This window comes from Synechococcus sp. A15-60, from assembly GCF_014280095.1.
Taxonomy (GTDB): Bacteria; Cyanobacteriota; Cyanobacteriia; order PCC-6307; family Cyanobiaceae; genus Synechococcus_C.
Map to the genome: position 1 here is coordinate 179,499 of NZ_CP047933.1, position 14,632 is coordinate 194,130.

15 protein-coding genes and 1 riboswitch are annotated in these 14,632 nt (G+C 58.9%); of the genes, 5 read left to right on the forward strand and 10 right to left on the reverse strand.

What is annotated here, in order from left to right; translation table 11 throughout:
* Positions 1-6: 6 nt before the first annotated feature.
* On the reverse strand, positions 7-1,149 hold the full coding sequence (locus SynA1560_RS00790; RefSeq protein ID WP_255477005.1) for an efflux RND transporter periplasmic adaptor subunit: 1,143 nt from the start codon (positions 1,147-1,149) through the stop codon (positions 7-9).
* A gap of 449 nt (positions 1,150-1,598) precedes the next feature.
* Between SynA1560_RS00790 and SynA1560_RS00795 the strand changes: the two genes are divergently transcribed.
* The 3 genes from SynA1560_RS00795 (at position 1,599) to SynA1560_RS00805 (ending at position 3,322) form a co-directional block, all read left to right on the forward strand.
* Positions 1,599-1,826: a DUF2811 domain-containing protein gene (locus SynA1560_RS00795; protein ID WP_186501525.1), complete on the forward strand. Its 228-nt coding sequence runs from the start codon at positions 1,599-1,601 to the stop codon at positions 1,824-1,826.
* A 465-nt stretch (positions 1,827-2,291) separates the two neighbouring features.
* Positions 2,292-2,459 carry a hypothetical protein gene (locus SynA1560_RS00800; RefSeq protein WP_186469854.1) on the forward strand — a complete coding sequence of 56 codons (168 nt, stop codon included), beginning with the start codon at positions 2,292-2,294 and terminating at the stop codon, positions 2,457-2,459.
* Entirely contained in the window at positions 2,456-3,322 is an 867-nt protein-coding gene (locus tag SynA1560_RS00805; RefSeq protein ID WP_186500926.1) for a sugar phosphate isomerase/epimerase, read from the forward strand. Before SynA1560_RS00800 ends, SynA1560_RS00805 begins: the two co-directional genes overlap by 4 nt.
* Here SynA1560_RS00805 and SynA1560_RS00810 read toward each other — a convergent pair.
* From SynA1560_RS00810 to speB, 7 genes are read right to left on the reverse strand one after another with little or no spacing between them, the layout of a single operon-like run.
* Entirely contained in the window at positions 3,244-4,329 is a 1,086-nt protein-coding gene (locus SynA1560_RS00810) for an aromatic ring-hydroxylating dioxygenase subunit alpha (RefSeq protein ID WP_370523170.1), read from the reverse strand. The two genes, SynA1560_RS00805 and SynA1560_RS00810, sit on opposite strands and share 79 nt — an antisense overlap.
* Entirely contained in the window at positions 4,323-5,078 is a 756-nt protein-coding gene (locus tag SynA1560_RS00815; protein WP_186469856.1) for an ABC transporter ATP-binding protein, read from the reverse strand. Before SynA1560_RS00815 ends, SynA1560_RS00810 begins: the two co-directional genes overlap by 7 nt.
* Before the next feature lie 3 nt (positions 5,079-5,081).
* Positions 5,082-5,909 (reverse strand): ABC transporter permease, encoded by an 828-nt coding sequence (locus SynA1560_RS00820; RefSeq protein ID WP_186500927.1) that lies wholly within the window; start codon positions 5,907-5,909, stop codon positions 5,082-5,084.
* Positions 5,909-6,910: an ABC transporter substrate-binding protein gene (locus tag SynA1560_RS00825; protein ID WP_186469858.1), complete on the reverse strand. Its 1,002-nt coding sequence runs from the start codon at positions 6,908-6,910 to the stop codon at positions 5,909-5,911. The genes SynA1560_RS00820 and SynA1560_RS00825 overlap by 1 nt, the downstream gene beginning before the upstream one ends.
* Before the next feature lie 38 nt (positions 6,911-6,948).
* Positions 6,949-7,653, reverse strand: coding sequence for a hydrogenase nickel incorporation protein HypB (hypB, locus tag SynA1560_RS00830; protein WP_186501527.1), 705 nt, complete (start codon positions 7,651-7,653; stop codon positions 6,949-6,951).
* 22 nt (positions 7,654-7,675) lie between these two features.
* Positions 7,676-8,074: a hydrogenase maturation nickel metallochaperone HypA gene (locus tag SynA1560_RS00835; protein ID WP_186500928.1), complete on the reverse strand. Its 399-nt coding sequence runs from the start codon at positions 8,072-8,074 to the stop codon at positions 7,676-7,678.
* 3 nt (positions 8,075-8,077) lie between these two features.
* The gene (gene speB / locus SynA1560_RS00840; RefSeq protein ID WP_186500929.1) at positions 8,078-9,268 is read right to left on the reverse strand and encodes an agmatinase; all 1,191 of its coding nucleotides are present in this window, start codon (positions 9,266-9,268) and stop codon (positions 8,078-8,080) included.
* Positions 9,269-9,294: 26 nt separating this feature from the next.
* Positions 9,295-9,389, reverse strand: a riboswitch (guanidine-I (ykkC/yxkD leader).
* A gap of 593 nt (positions 9,390-9,982) precedes the next feature.
* On the opposite strand from speB, the gene SynA1560_RS00845 reads away from it, so the two are divergent.
* A complete protein-coding gene (locus SynA1560_RS00845) occupies positions 9,983-10,237 on the forward strand; it encodes a hypothetical protein (RefSeq protein ID WP_186469861.1) in 255 nt (84 codons plus the stop codon).
* Positions 10,234-11,427 carry an 8-oxo-dGTP diphosphatase MutT gene (gene mutT, locus SynA1560_RS00850; protein ID WP_186500930.1) on the forward strand — a complete coding sequence of 398 codons (1,194 nt, stop codon included), beginning with the start codon at positions 10,234-10,236 and terminating at the stop codon, positions 11,425-11,427. Before SynA1560_RS00845 ends, mutT begins: the two co-directional genes overlap by 4 nt.
* Positions 11,428-11,480: 53 nt before the next feature.
* On the opposite strand, the gene SynA1560_RS00855 is transcribed toward mutT, so the two are convergent.
* Both SynA1560_RS00855 and SynA1560_RS00860 read right to left on the reverse strand, forming a co-directional pair.
* On the reverse strand, positions 11,481-13,076 hold the full coding sequence (locus tag SynA1560_RS00855; RefSeq protein WP_186500931.1) for an urea transporter: 1,596 nt from the start codon (positions 13,074-13,076) through the stop codon (positions 11,481-11,483).
* Entirely contained in the window at positions 13,066-14,574 is a 1,509-nt protein-coding gene (locus SynA1560_RS00860; protein WP_186500932.1) for an arginase family protein, read from the reverse strand. Before SynA1560_RS00860 ends, SynA1560_RS00855 begins: the two co-directional genes overlap by 11 nt.
* Positions 14,575-14,632: the final 58 nt, after the last annotated feature.

A 14,632-nucleotide genomic window follows, 5' to 3' on the forward strand; every position in this document is an offset into this window, starting at 1 on the left:
CTGCCCTCAGTTGCTGGCGCCCTTGCTGGAGTCCGTGGCGATTTTCACCGGAACGCCATTGCTGAGTAGAGCGGTGTTGCTCACCACCACCCGGTCACCACGTTGCAACCCTGACTGAATCGGATAAAGATTGTTCTGCAGGTCGCCCAGGGTGACGGCGCGCTGCACCACGATCGGCGTGGTGCCGGGCAATTTGGCCAGTTTCTGCTTCTGGACTTCGGGCACGGAAGCCGATGCCTTGATTTTGGGTAGGGCACGGCTCAACGGCACCGTCACGTAGACGAAGGGTTGCTGGGCTTGCATGAACACCGCCTGCACCGGCACCGCCAAGGCCTGCTTTTCGCCGATCACGATTTCACTTTTCACAAACTGACCGGTCTTCAACTGGCCGCTGAGGTTGGGGAAGGTGGCTTTCACCATCAGCGTGTTCGGCGACTGGTTGTTGCCACTGATGCCGAAGTAGGGAGAGATGAAACTCACGGAGCCTTCACCCGTCACAGGTGGGTTGGTCTGGGAGGACACCTTCACCGTTTGACCGATCGCCACCTCGCTGGCGCGGGTGGCGGGCACCTGCATCAGGGTCCACAGGGTGGAATTGTTGACGATGCCCGTGATCGCCTGGCCGGTCTTCACGTAGTCACCCAGCCTCACCGTGTCGAGATCGCCGATGACGCCATCGATGGGAGAGCGCACGAATTTGTAGCCGAGGTTGGCCGCGGCGGTGCGCGCCTGATCGCGAGAGGCAATCGCCTGAGTGGCGTATCGGTCCCGTTGCTTGGCGGAAGCGGCGCCGTTTTCGTACAGAAACTGATAACGCTCGGCGTTGAGTTGGTCGGTCCGGGCTTGCGCTAGGGCTGAATCCAGTGCTGCGCTCAGCTGCACATTGTCGAGCACCAGAATCGGCTGACCGGCCTTCACCTGCTGCCCATCCTTGGCCAGCACTTTCACCACGCGGCCGTCGGTTTCCGGTCGCAACGACACCGTGGTGGTCGATTCCAGCAGACTGATGGCCTGGATGCTTGGCTGGAAGGTGGCCTCACCAATCGTGGCGGTCTGCACCGTCATGATTTTGGGCGCTGCTTTGGGTTGGCCGCAGCTGGTGAGCAGAGCTGTGGCGGCCAGAACGGAAAGCAGGAGCGGTCGCCGCACGGAAGCCCTCGCAAGTTGGCCGGACGTTACTGGGTTTTTCAGGGCGAAACCGGTCCGGTCGTGGTTCCGTCGCAGGGGGCGATGGGTTGGATGTCCTAATGGTGCGGATGGGCGACTGATCAGGAGCTGTAAAAGCGCGTCAATCCACGGTGATCGCCGCATTTTTCACAGGTTTTCCACAGATCGGTGATCTCGGATCCCATCACTGATCGGGGCTTTAGCCAAGGCACGGGGAAAAGTGGTTCTCCCCTTGACGCCGAGGCTGTTGGTTGTCGCCGATTCCGGGGCGGGCGTCCCACCGGAAACTCAGAAGCCTTGCAGGCACTGGGTTTTTGTTTTTGGCTGCTTGCAAGACGGAGTGATTCCGTTGTTTGACACCGTTTCCGTCTTCATGGCCTGATGGACACGTTGACAGCGAGTGGCTTGAGTTGCGCGAGACGCCTGATGCGATTCCGATTCACGTGAGTGTGGAAAATCAGATGCCGGAAGACCTCCATCGCGCCATGGCGGCATTCATTGCCGACCATCCCCAGTGGGATCAATACCGGCTCGTGCAATCCGCGATCGCTGGTTTTTTGTTTCAGCAGGGATGCAAGGACCCTTCGGTGATTCGCCATTATTTGGGTGGACTGTTCCGCCGGGAGCCCTTCTCCAAGGGCGGGAGCGTTCTGCAGTGATACCCACGACCAGCCAAGCTTGGGAGGACGCCAACATCGAGGATGTGAACCGTGATGGACTCCCGCTTGATTCAATGACATCGAGTTTCGTAACACTTGAGCTTCGTTTCAGCATTCACAGTCGTGTCAAAATCGTTGGTTTTTAAATTTGAAAATCATCCGTCTTGATACTCTCCATCACTTCTGTATTGATCCAACGGTCTGGTTTGCAGTAAGAACACCAGCCAAGGCACTCATTTGACTGCGGTGTCCACAATCATGGCTGGTTCATCTTGACGATTTTGAAGCTTAAATCTTTCGTATTCCTGCGATCAAATGGAAGCATGGTTGTGCTTGTTGCACCTCCATGCCGTCGCCGGCCATTGGGGGATGGAAGCCAGCAGGGATGCGCTGAGGTGCGTTGGTCTTCACTGCTTGGCAGCCTTTCAGGCGCCGTATGCTGAGTTCCAAGAATTGCGTTTTGTCTTGGACAACAGTCCTGTTGTGGATGCTCGGCGGCAGCAGTTGATTGCATCGCTCCGCCAACGCTTTCGTTTGGCGCAGGACCGGGACGATTCTCGCGCCAAGCAGGAGTTGTTCCGCGAAGCGATTTATCTCGGCATCCAGCCTCACCTGTTCACCGACGGCCTTTGACCTCCGCCCTACTGCTGTTCAAGACCCTCTGGGGTTGGACGGATTCCCTGGATCAGGCCTGTGAATGCTCCCAGCGGGACGGGTTTGACGGGTTGGAAGTCAATTTGGACCACCCCTGCCTGGAGGCTTTGCCAGCCGCTGCGATCCGGCGTCGGTTGGATCGGTCGCAGCAGCACTTGATTCTTGAGATCGTTACCGGTGGTGATTACACCCCGTCGCTGCAGTGGAGCCCTGCTGATCACCTGGCGCAGTTGGACCAAGATCTGCAGCGAGCCGCAGGCCTCGAACCCCTGAAGATCAACCTGATCACCGGCAGCGACAGTTGGTCGGATGCCGTTCAGGACGATTTTCTGGACGCCCTGCTCGATCGACTCGATGCAGTGCCGGTGGCGGTGATGCTGGAAACCCACCGCAGCAGGAGCCTGTTTGACCCTTGGCGTCTGCCAACCCAGCTGCAGCGGTTCCCGCGGCTGCGTCTAACGGCTGACCTCAGCCACTGGTGCACGGTGAGCGAACGTCTGATGACCCCCGAGCTTTCGCCGGTGCAGGCGATGGCCCCTCGGGTTGATCACATCCATGCTCGGGTCGGTCATGCCCAAGGCCCCTCTGTAAGTCATCCCTTCGCACCGGAATGGGCTGAGGCCTTGGAAGCCCATCGCCGCTGTTGGCAATTGTTTCTGGATCAATCCGCCCGGCTGGATCAACCCTTCACGATCACGCCGGAGTTTGGGCCTGATGGCTACATGCCGCAACTTCCCTTCAGCGCGAAGCCGTTGGCTGATGTTCAGGCTCTTAATGCTGAGATGGCCTCTTGGCTGCGGTCCAGCTTGAGCATGCCCGTTTCCGATAGCTGTTCGCTGTAGAGGCTTTGCCAATGCAGGATGCGCTGTTCGAGTTGATGAGCTGGTCCTGGCTGGAAGTTCTCGTCGTACCCCCGTTGAGCAGCCTCCACGAGGGCTTTGTCCTCGTCTAAAAAAATCAGCAATTGCTCCAACCAGGCTTCAGCCTCCACGGTGTTGACGGCCCCAGTCGGTGCGAGGAGCTGAAGCTGCATCGTGCATTGCAGAGGCTGCTCCGGCAGAAACTCCAGCAGGGCGATCCGTCCGTCAGGCCAGATCAGCACATGGGTCCAGGGCGGCAGGCCAAAGGTCTGAAACGGTCCCCCATCGGGGTGTGGCGTTTCGAGCAGGTTGACGTAGCGACTGAAGTGATGGACGTAATCGCGAACTGGTCCCTGTTCGCGGTGCAGGGTCGTTGGATGGGCAATCGCGACGTGGTAGTCGTCGAGTGTGTTGTCGTGGGCGATCTTCCAATTGCAATTCAGGCTGCGTCGCGTCCGCCCGCAGGCTTCCACGGCTCGGCTCCAAGCGGCTGCGGCCGTGGTTTGGATCAGGGCCAGTTGCTGCTCCAGCGGGATCGGTTCTTCAGCGAGGGCGACCCAGATGAAGGGTCCTTGGATCCGACATGACAGTTCGCTCAACCCCCAGGCCTGGCGATCAAACCCGGTCTCAAACCCCGACTCTCTGGCCGCCGATTGCAGAGTGCCATCCAGGTTGTAGGTCCACCCGTGATACGGGCAGATCAGTCGTCGGCATGACCGAGCGGTTTCTCGATCCGCTTGAAAGGCGACTCCGCGATGGGGGCAGCGATTACGAAAAGCCCGGGGTTTGCCGTTGTCCGGCCAGGTGAGCAGCAGAGGTTGTTGCAGCAGCGTGATGGCCAGGGTCTGCCCGGGACGGAGAGCGGTGGCTGCTGCAACTGGATGCCAGAAGCGGTTGGCATAGACACGGCAATCCCACCGATGCATCGCTTCGTGGCGATACATCCATCCCGGCAGAAACGGCTGATTCAGCCTCGGGCTCTTCAACACAGTGAAGGCTCCAGCTCACGCATGGTTCCCGATAGGGATTGCCGTAGGGCCAGAAAGTCGCTGCTCACGCGGAGCTGATCGAGATCACTTTTGTTCAAGTCAACATCGATGGATCGGATGATCCGCCCCGGGTTGGGGGCCAGCACGTGAACGCGCTGGGCAAGCACCAAAGCCTCCTCCACGTCATGGGTAATCAGCAGAACTGTGAGGCCTGTTCGTTGCCAAAGCTTGAGCAGGAAGTCCTGCATCGATTCCCGGATCTGCAGATCCAGAGCGCCAAAGGGTTCATCCAGCAGCAGGACGCTGGGGTTGGTGGCGAGGGCGCGAGCGATGGCCACCCGCTGCTGCATGCCGCCCGATAGTTCGCGCGGCAATTTGGTCGCGGCGTCACTGAGCCCGACGACTTCCAGGAAATAGGCGGTACGCGCCTTGATCTCTGCTGCTTTCATCCGTTGAAGACGCATGCCGAAGGCGACGTTGTCAGCGGCGTTCAGCCAGGGAAAGAGGCTGTACTTCTGAAACACCATGCCCCTGTCTGGCCCAGGGCCAGAAACGGGGGTGCCGTCGACAGCGATGCTGCCGCTGCTCGGTTGATCCAGGCCAGCAATCAGCCGCAGAATGGTACTTTTTCCGGATCCAGAGCTGCCGACTAGGGCCATGAAGTCTCCGGATTGCATGGAAAACGACAAGTGATCGAGGATTAATTTTTCCCCGAAACGTTTGCTGAGGTTGTTCACAATCAGCTCCATGGCTCACACCGCCCATTTGCAGCTGAGGCGAAGCAGGAGCCGGAATCCCATGTCGATGGCGAAGCCGATCAAGCCCAGCACGATCAACTCGGCGAAGATCTGATCGGTGCGGAAAAAGCGCTGAGCCAGCTGGATGCGTTTTCCAAGGCCCACTTCCGCGGCCACCAGCTCCGCCACCACCACGAGGTTCCAGGAGGTGGCGATGTTGATTCGCAAGGTGTCGATGATGCTGGGCAGGCTGAAGCGGGCGACGACTTGCACCAGCACCTGCCGGCTGCGACCACCCAGGGTGAGTGTGGTTTCAATGAGTTCTTTGGGAACGAACTTCACCGCATCCATCACCATCAGGATGTTGAAGTAGATCGTGCCGAGAAAAATCAGAGCGATCTTGGGTTCCTCCCCGATGCCGAGGTAGATGATCAGCAGAGGGATGAAGGCCGCTGCAGGCATGTAACGCAGCATGGCGATCAGCGGCTCGCAGATGGCGCAGATCGCCGGGTAGACCCCCATGCAGATGCCAATCGGCACCGCCAGAAGTGTGGCGAGAAGAAATCCTGCGAACACACGGCCGGTGCTCGCCACAATGTCTTGAAAAAGAATTCCGCTCTCCGCCATGGAGGCCAGGGAGCGGAACACGGCCTGCGGCGAGGGCAGGAATTTTTCATCCACCAAGCTGAGGGAGGCGATGGTGGTCCACAGCAGGAGTGGCACCAGCAGTGATGCCACCTGCAGACCGCCCCGCACGGCCTTGGATGGCATGGCACCCAGGGTGAACAGGGAGAGAAGTCCAGTGCTTCTCTCCTTGTTGGCAGCGGCGGCCGTCGCAGTCATCAGGAGGCGGCGACCTTCTTGATGAAGCTGTCATCAAACAGCGAACTCATGTCGGGTTTCTCGGGAATGAAGCCCACCGAGACCATGAAGTCAGCCATCGACTCCGCTGCGTAGGGCATGAACTTCATGCCCTCACCATCGCTGAACGCTTGGAGGTTCTCCTCGATGGAGAAGAAGCGGGTGCCGTCTTTGTACTGCTCGTATTCTTCGGTCGGAATGCCGGCACGCTTGGCCATGATGGCCTCAGACTTTTCGGGGTTCTTCTCCATGAACTCGCGAACGTCCCACCAGGTCTTCACAATCTTCTGCACATCGTCGGGACGCTCCTTGATCAGATCAGCGCTGACGGTGAGCAGATCAGGGATCGCGCCGGGGTACTCCTTTGAGCTGGCAATCACCTGAGCACCTTCACGCTGCATGGCGGTGCCGGTGTAGGGAGGGAAGGCGCCAACGGCATCCACCTGACCAGCCGCGAAGGCTGTGGCTGCCTGATCGGTGGGCATGCCTTTAATCACCACGTCATCGCGGCTCAGGCCCGCATCTTGGAGGGCCAGGCTGAGCAGGTAGTCGTCCACGACGCCTTCCTCGACAGCCACGGTCTTGCCTTTGAGATCGGCGATGGAGGAGATGGATGCGTCAGCAATGATCTGGTCATTGCCGGCCGAGTTGTCGTTCACCAAAACCACCACTTCACCGCCGTTCTCGCCCGGCAGGAAGGAAATGGTGTCGTTCAGGGTTTGGGAGTTGCCGTCGATTTTGCCGGCGGCGAAGGTTTCCATCGACTGCACATAACCGTCGAACCACTTCATCTCCACATTCACGCCGTTCTTTTCAAACAGCTTTTCTTCCACGGCGATGGCCCAGGGCCACCATCCGGCCCAGTTGCTGTAGCCCAAAACGATCGGTGGGCCCTCCACTACTGGGGTGGAGGGCTTGGAGCAGGCGACGGCCAGCACGATGGCGAGGCCGGCGAACAGAAGGTTGCGCAGTTGTTTGGTCATGGCATGGGCGGGAGGGAGGAGATGTTGGATTGATCTGCTCAGGCGGTGGCCAGAGCAGGGGCTGTGGTTGTCCGGCTGGCGAGGGCTTGCCGCACCCAGATGTGCCAGGCATCGAGGCCCTCGCCTGTCAGGGCGGAGACCTCGATCACCGTGGCGTTGGGGTTGATGCTGTGGATGTTGCGGCGGATCACCGCCACATCCACTGGCAGGTGGGGGAGGAGATCCACCTTGGTGATCAGCACCACATCTGCGTTGCGGAACATCAGGGGGTATTTGAGCGGCTTGTCGTCGCCCTCGGTGACGCTGAGCAACGCCACTTTGTGATGTTCCCCGACGTCAAATTCCGCTGGGCAGACGAGGTTGCCTACGTTCTCCACAAGCAAGAGATCGAGCGCGGAAGGGTCGAGCCGCTGTCGCAGCAACGTCAGGCCACCACTCACCATGGCCGCATCAAGGTGGCAGGCTCTGCCGGTGGTGATGGGCACGACCGGAATGCCAACGGCTTCCAACCGGTCGGCATCCAGTTGGGTGGTCATGTCGCCCTCCAGCACGGCCATGCTCAGCTCGCGAGACAAGACGGGGAGGGACCGTTCGAGCAAGGCTGTTTTGCCTGCGCCTGGGCTGCTCATCAGGTTGAGGCACAGCAGATCCCAGCTCTGGAAGTGCGCGTTGTTGTGCTCGGCTTGATGGGTGTTGGCTGCAAGCAGATTGAGGCTGAGGTTGTCCTCGAGAGGCATATGCATGGCAAAAGGGGAGGTATTGGTTTCAGCGCTGACGCTGGATTGGAACGGACTCAAGGGCAGCGGCGGCATCGCTGCGGTAATCAATGCTGCGGATGCGTAATTCCCTGCCGCTGACGATCTCTTCAAGCGGGTGATCGCAGCAGGGAGAGCGGTAAGCGTTTTCGGGCACGGGGTCGTAGGTGCCGTTGCAGGTCAAGCAGCGGCCCACAAAGGGGATCTCCGTGATCGTGAGCCGGGATCCATCCAGCCAGGTGCCCTGCACCGCAGCGTTGTAGGTGGTCACCAGCTGATCGGGTTCAACGCAGGTGAATCGCCCCACATCGAGATGAACGGTCTCGACCATTGCAGAGGTGTCTTCGCGACGGTCGCGCCATTCATTCAGGGAGATCAGCAGGCATTTGGTCATATCAACTTCATGCATGGTTTATCTCCACTTCTGATCAACGGTCATGTTGCAGCTGTCGCTGATCCACTCCGGCTTCTCTTTGCGGGGCAACTGACCGCTCACCACGAGGTGGGCCATGGTGTCGCAGATCACCCGGGTGGCCATCAACGAGGTCATGTCACTGATGTCGTAAGGCGGTGACACCTCAACGATCTCTAAACCGCAAACGGGAACGTTGCGCACGATCAGTTCCAGCAGCTTGAGCGCCTCACGGGGCATCAGGCCGCCGGGCTCCGGCCAGCCAGTTCCCGGTACGAACCCGGCATCGATGCAGTCAATGTCGAAGGAGATGTAAACGCAGTCCGTGCCATCGGTGGCTCGTTCAATGGCGTATTGGGCGGCGGCCTCCAGCCCCATTTCGGTGATGTCGGTCACCGTGAGCACATTGGTGCCCCGTTCTCGGCAGATCTTGACGCCTTCCCGAGGCACTTGCCAGCCACCGATGCCCAGCTGCACCAGGTTTTCAGCCGGAGCGTTGGCCATGTTGGTGGCATGGAACCACGGGCAGGTGTGCATCCGCTCGTCCAGATCGATCTCCTGGGTGTCGACATGGCGATCGAAATGGATGATTCCCACCTTTTTGTCGCCGAGATGGCGACAGACCCCGCGCACCGTGGGAAAACCGATCGAGTGGTCGCCACCGAGAATGATCGGGAAGGCACCGCTTGAGAACACGTGGGCGATGCCTTTGGAGATCTGATCGAAGCTCTTTTCGTTGTTGGCGGGGATCGTGAAGATGTCACCCACATCGCAGAGGGTGATTTGTTCGCGGAGGTCCACCCCCATCTCGTAGTTGTAAGGGGTGTAAAGCGCTGAAATGCGTCGGATGCCCTGAGGCCCAAAGCGTGTTCCGGGCCGGTAGGTGGTGCCGCAGTCGTGGGGAACGCCAACGATGGCGACGTCGTAGTTGCTCACGTGATTGACGTCTTCCAGGTAAGGAGCCTTCATAAAGGTGTTAATGCCGGCGAAATGCGGCAATTCACCCCGGGAGAAGGTGGAGATGTTGCGGTCGACGATGCTGGCCGCCGCCTCAAGGCCGAAGCGCTTGGCTTGATCGACTTCTTGTTGCCAACCGGTGAGGGGAAGTTTGCGTTCTTTTTCCAGGGCATCCATGCCTTCGCTGGGGTGCGAACGCTGGAATGCCCCTGAGGAATCAGTCGTCGATGCCATAAAACGAGGGAGTGGGCATGGGGGCGGTCTCCCGGGCTTTTATCCCTCCGTGCGCCGGCGAGCCGGCTGAAACCTCTTGGACCAGTCGTCCCGAAGGACCGGAACCCTAGATCTCTTCCGCGGACTCACTCTCCGATTCCGCCTGGTGCACCGGTGTGTCAGCTGCTACGGAATCTTGATGTCGAAGTTGATGGTCAATTCATCCTGGTGTGAATCAAGCTGTTGACATCATTCAGCGCCATTGTGGTGTCGATTTCGGTTATTGAGACCTTTGAAAGTGAGGTAATTTTTTGGTCCTATGTCATGCATTCTTCGAACAGGTGGTTGATATGTTTGTCCCTTTGCTCGTGTTTAGATCGGGTCTAGATTTTGATCGACATTGTTCGATTGGCTGATGCCAAACGGATACATTTGTGTTCTGCTGAGACTCTATTGAAACGGCTCAACGTTGCCCCTGAGTCCTGTTGGTGGCGATTTCTTGATCAGGAGGGCGTTGAGGCCATGGCCAGTTCATCGCTCTTCACACGGCTGAACACGTGGTTTGATGCAGGTTGTCTTCACCTGATCATTTCTTGATTCAGGTTGGTTTGCGCGCTTTTGACCGCACTAAGACAAACTGCCAACGACTACAAACTGCCAACGACTGCACGCACTCGATCTTGAAGCGCAACGGGCCGCAGTGGAAATCATCACCTCTGCGCGGGGGCTGTCGTCGTGACTGAATTCCTGGAATCCAAAAGTGATCCCAAACCCAATCGACCCCAGTTCGCTGCGGTCCTGGCGCAGGCTCGTCATGCAAGTGTCGTTTTGAAGCTCGCCAAGGAGGCCCAGAAGAACGGGCTGGGTGGCGTTGTTGGTTGCCACTGGTTGGATAGGAATGCCACCACCGGTGGTGGTCGGCTCCTCCGATGCTTCGGTTTGTCTGGACAGCTGTTGGGCCGTGACCGGGTTTGGGTCGCTGCGACATGAGTCAACAAAGCAACGTCGAACATCCCGACCTCAGCGCACTAGCGCCTGAGCTCTCTCTGTCGCTGTTGGCCTGGTGGGACGTCAATGGCCGCAAGAATCCTGCGCTCAAGCCATGGATGTTCACCAAGGATGGACGGTGGCCCGAGCCTCATGAACAACTCTCTGCGCTGCAGTGCTGGATTGCGGAGGTGATGCTCCAGCAAACTCAGCTGCAGGTGGTGTTGCCCTATTGGCAGCGTTGGATGCAAGCTTTCCCCACCCTCGTCGCTCTGGCTGAGGCTGATGAGCAGTCGGTGTTGTTGCGCTGGCAAGGCCTCGGTTATTACTCCCGCGCGCGCCGCCTGCATGGCACGGCTCGGTTGCTTTTGGCTCAAATCGATGGAGATCCTTCGAAGGTTGAGCTCTGGCCCCAGGATCTCGACAGTTGGCTGGCCTTGCCGGGGATTGGCCGCAGCACGGCGGGCGGCATCTTGTCGTCGGCGTTCAACAGTCCGCTGGCGATTCTTGATGGCAATGTCCGTCGTGTGCTGGCGCGTTTGATGGCCCATTGGCGCCCGCCCATGCGAGATCAGGCGTTGTTCTGGACATGGAGTGAGACGCTGATTGCGGCCCTTCCTCAGCGCAGTCGCGATCTCAACCAGGCTCTGATGGATCTGGGCGCCACGCTGTGCACGCCGCGTAATCCTTCCTGCGACGATTGTCCCTGGCAGACCAGCTGCGCTGCGTACGCTGCTGGCAGTCCAGAGTTCTATCCCGTGAAAGAGGCGCCTCGCAGCATTCCCTTCCAGGTGATCGGTGTCGGCGTGGTGCGCAATGGGGATGGTGAGGTGTTGATCGATCAGCGGCTCAATGAAGGTTTGCTGGGAGGACTTTGGGAATTTCCCGGGGGAAAGCAGGAGCCTGGTGAGGCCATTAACGACACCATCCGCCGCGAGTTGCGCGAGGAGTTGGCGATTGAGGTGGAGGTTGAGGAGGAACTCATCACCGTGCAGCATGCCTACAGCCACAAAAAGCTTCGCTTTGTGGTGCATCTCTGCCGTTGGCTTTCGGGTGAACCCCAGCCCCTGGCCAGTCAGCAGGTGCGCTGGGTGCAGCTCGAGGAGCTTGGCAACTTTCCTTTCCCTGCCGCCAACGCCCGGATGATTGCAGCACTGATGGATCACCTAGGGCTGCCATCTATTCACGCTTGAGTCGTGCACCTTCGCCTGGCAGTGGGGTTCTAACCACTGGCCTCATTTTTCATTCATGCCAACAACAGTTGGTCGATCCACTGTCGCCAGCTCAGGCCTTCTGGATGATCGGCATAAACAAGATTGGTTTCTGCGCTGGTCAAGTTGGTCTGGCCCAAGCTGCGCAGCAGCCGATCGAGCTCGTTCGGCTCAAGGTGATCATCGCCATTGGCATCCATGGGGATCAGGTAAAGCCGCAGCCGGTCTTCTCCGTCCCGTAACCGCCGCAGGTGCTGGATGAAGTGGCCGAATTCCATCCGGTTGATTCGACCATCCTGGTTGAGATCCATCGCTGCCAGGACCGTGTTCAGTTGATCGTCCAGCAATGGATCGTTGTTTTCGGCCTGCCTATGAATGAGGTTGCTCATGAGGGCATGGCGTAGTTCAGCAATGCTGAGACGTCCATCCTGGTCGCGATCAAGTTCGGCAAATAGCTTTTGGGTTTGGCGATTGAGTGGTTCTTCCAACACAGGTGGTGCGCTGATAGTTGGGATGCCGGCCAGTCGTTCTTGCAGGTGACGACGGAACCTCTCCAGGAGCACACGGGTGACGTAATAGCGATGGCGATGTTCTTCAGGGCTGACCACAGCGTGCAAGCAGACAGGAATCAGGGCTGGCAGCCTGCGCTTCGCGAGGCCTTGCAGGCACCAGGTCGTGATCACGAAGCTCAGGGTGAGTGGCGGCAGGATTCCGATCATGCGGATCTGCAGCACCTGAAGCAGTGTGGCCAGGCTGGCTCCGAGCATGGCCAGCAGAATGCTTCTGCTGCTGGGAGTGTGGAAAATGCCGCCGAGGGCTATGGCGGTCAGCACGCTGTTGTATCCCCAGAGGCCTTGGGCGACGGCGCTGGCGTCAGCACCTTGGATCAGGCTGCTCGTCATGCCGATGATCGCGCCGATGACACCCAACCCAGCCGCCATGGGGCTGGCGATGACAACAGCGATGGCCACCAGGCACCCACTGGTGAGACTTGAGCAAAGAAACACCTGCCCAAAACTGTGCGGGATTCCGAGCAGCAGCGTTTCAAGCGGTGTCGTCGCGGCAGCGGGCTGAATGGCTTCGAGTGGTGTGGTGAGCGAAGGAGGAACGACAGCGAGCAGAACCCAGGTGATCAAACAAAACGGAAGGGTGAGCACCGGCGGATCGCCTCGACGGTGAAAACGCAGCCGCCAGAGTTCAATCATCCAGGTGGTCAATCCACCACCGATCGCCACCAGCAGCGTCAGTTGTGCCGCGTTTGCGGCTGATGGCATTGGGGTGTTCGCCAATACTGCGGTGGCGCATCCCACCAACACACCGTTGAAGCCATGAATGCCCTGGTTACGCAACTCCGGGGACAACCGCATCCAATGGGAGACGCCATTGGCTGCAGTCATCCCCACTAAGGCCCATCCCGCCATCCAGGGCGAGCTGAGCCAGAACGCCAGCAGCAGCAAAGCGCCGCTGAGGGGATGGTTGATGAAAATCACCTGGGACACACTGCGCAGCCCGCGCGCCCAAGGACCCTCGAGGGCCCGTGCTCGATTCAGCCAACCCGTTGGTTCGATCGGTTTCGGCGCAGGCAACAGGGTCTGCAGCCTCTCGTAAACCGATGGGGACTCAGCCTGCATGCTTTGCTGAGGTGGGCGTGAAGCGTTCCGCGAGCACTTCCATGCCGGCCCGATAGAGGCTTAGAGACATTTCGGCCAGGGTGTTAAGCACATCCAGATGGGGATTGATCTCACAGATTTCCCAGCAACACACCCGTGGGTCCGTCAGCAGGGTTTTGATCAGCAGCATCACTTCATGGGCCCAGAGCCCATTAGGAACCGGAGTTCCGGTTCCTTTGCAAATGGTGGAGTCCAGTGAATCCACATCCAGGCTCACGTAGATCAGGTCCACATCGGAGAGATGTGTCAGGCATTGTTTGGCGGCCTGTGTGGCGCCATTCTTCCGCACCTCTGCGGTGGTGATCACCGGGATTCCATGCTGGGCCAACGTGATGTCTTCAGCGGCCTCCGTGTCTCGAACGCCGACATAAATCAGGTCACGCAGGGAGATGGCTGGTGATGCAGAGCCATGCAGTTGCTTGAGGCTGTTCCAGAGCGAGCGTGTTGTCGCGTCGGGATCATTGATGGCTTCTGGCAGGTTGTCGTGCTGCGCAGCAATGGCCAGCGGCATCCCGTGCATGTTTCCAGAGGGTGTAGTGAAGGGCGAATGAATGTCGGCATGCGCATCGATCCAGATCACCCCCAGTCGTTGCTCAGGGTGTGCCCGTCGAATTCCCGCGATGGTGGAGGCAGCCGTTGAATGGTCTCCGGCCAACACCAGTGGGAAGCTCCCCTGTTCAAGGGTTGTGGCCACAAGGTCGGCCGCTTCCTGCATCACCTTGGTGATCTTTTCGATATGACGGGCGTGGGGTGTGGTGGTCGTTGCAGCGTTGTCATCTGCGCGGGCCATGGGAGAGCGTTCGTCGTGAATCTCTTTGATTAAGCCCTCGCTGAGTTGGCTCAAATCGTGTTGCCGCTGGACCGCGTTTTTGAGAAGTTCAATGCCTGAGCCTGCTCCAGGGATGCCTGCGCCGAGGTCACAGTCCACCTCCACCAAAGTCACGCCGTCCAGGCGTGCCGCACTCTGAACCTGAACCAAATTCTTTTTCAGGCGTTTGAGATCGGCCAAGGAAAATGGCAGTTGCAGGGTTTCGTCCAGAAGGTCAAGAAACTCATTGGCGCTGATCTGAGCATCACCGTTGCGATCCAGTTGTGTCGTCAGTGTTTGCGCGTCGTGAGGGGACTTGGCTGAACACAGCATGCGCATCATGCGATCGAGCTCTTCTCGACTGAGCCAACCGTTGTGGTCGGCATCCACCAGATCAAACAGGTCCCGCAGCAGTTGATGCCGTCCAAGTTTGGGCTGCTGTTGCGCCCACTGCAGAAAATCATCACGTCGGATGCAGTGTTTCTCGTGCAGCAATTGTTTGAGGGCGTCCGCTTCCTCGGGGGCAATCACCGCTGCCATGGATGTCAGCACTTGCTCGACCTCTTGTGCTGTGATCGACCCATCACCATTGACCTCAAACTGTGCAAAGAGCGAGGACAGCTCGTTCATCAGCAGAGGCGTGGTTGTCATGGTTGGACGGCAGGTGATGGGGGTTGTGAGGAGGTCGAGTTGCGGTGGTTGATGACAT

Excerpts from the sequence above, each read along its gene's own strand:
- SynA1560_RS00815 (WP_186469856.1), bottom strand. The coding sequence starts at position 5,078 with ATGGAGCTGATTGTGAACAACCTCAGCAAACGTTTCGGGGAAAAATTA.
- SynA1560_RS00820 (WP_186500927.1), bottom strand. The coding sequence starts at position 5,909 with ATGACTGCGACGGCCGCCGCTGCCAACAAGGAGAGAAGCACTGGACTT.
- SynA1560_RS00825 (WP_186469858.1), bottom strand. The coding sequence starts at position 6,910 with ATGACCAAACAACTGCGCAACCTTCTGTTCGCCGGCCTCGCCATCGTG.
- hypB (WP_186501527.1), bottom strand. The coding sequence starts at position 7,653 with ATGCATATGCCTCTCGAGGACAACCTCAGCCTCAATCTGCTTGCAGCC.
- SynA1560_RS00835 (WP_186500928.1), bottom strand. The coding sequence starts at position 8,074 with ATGCATGAAGTTGATATGACCAAATGCCTGCTGATCTCCCTGAATGAA.
- speB (WP_186500929.1), bottom strand. The coding sequence starts at position 9,268 with ATGGCATCGACGACTGATTCCTCAGGGGCATTCCAGCGTTCGCACCCC.
- mutT (WP_186500930.1), top strand. The coding sequence starts at position 10,234 with ATGAGTCAACAAAGCAACGTCGAACATCCCGACCTCAGCGCACTAGCG.
- SynA1560_RS00855 (WP_186500931.1), bottom strand. The coding sequence starts at position 13,076 with ATGCAGGCTGAGTCCCCATCGGTTTACGAGAGGCTGCAGACCCTGTTG.
- SynA1560_RS00860 (WP_186500932.1), bottom strand. The coding sequence starts at position 14,574 with ATGACAACCACGCCTCTGCTGATGAACGAGCTGTCCTCGCTCTTTGCA.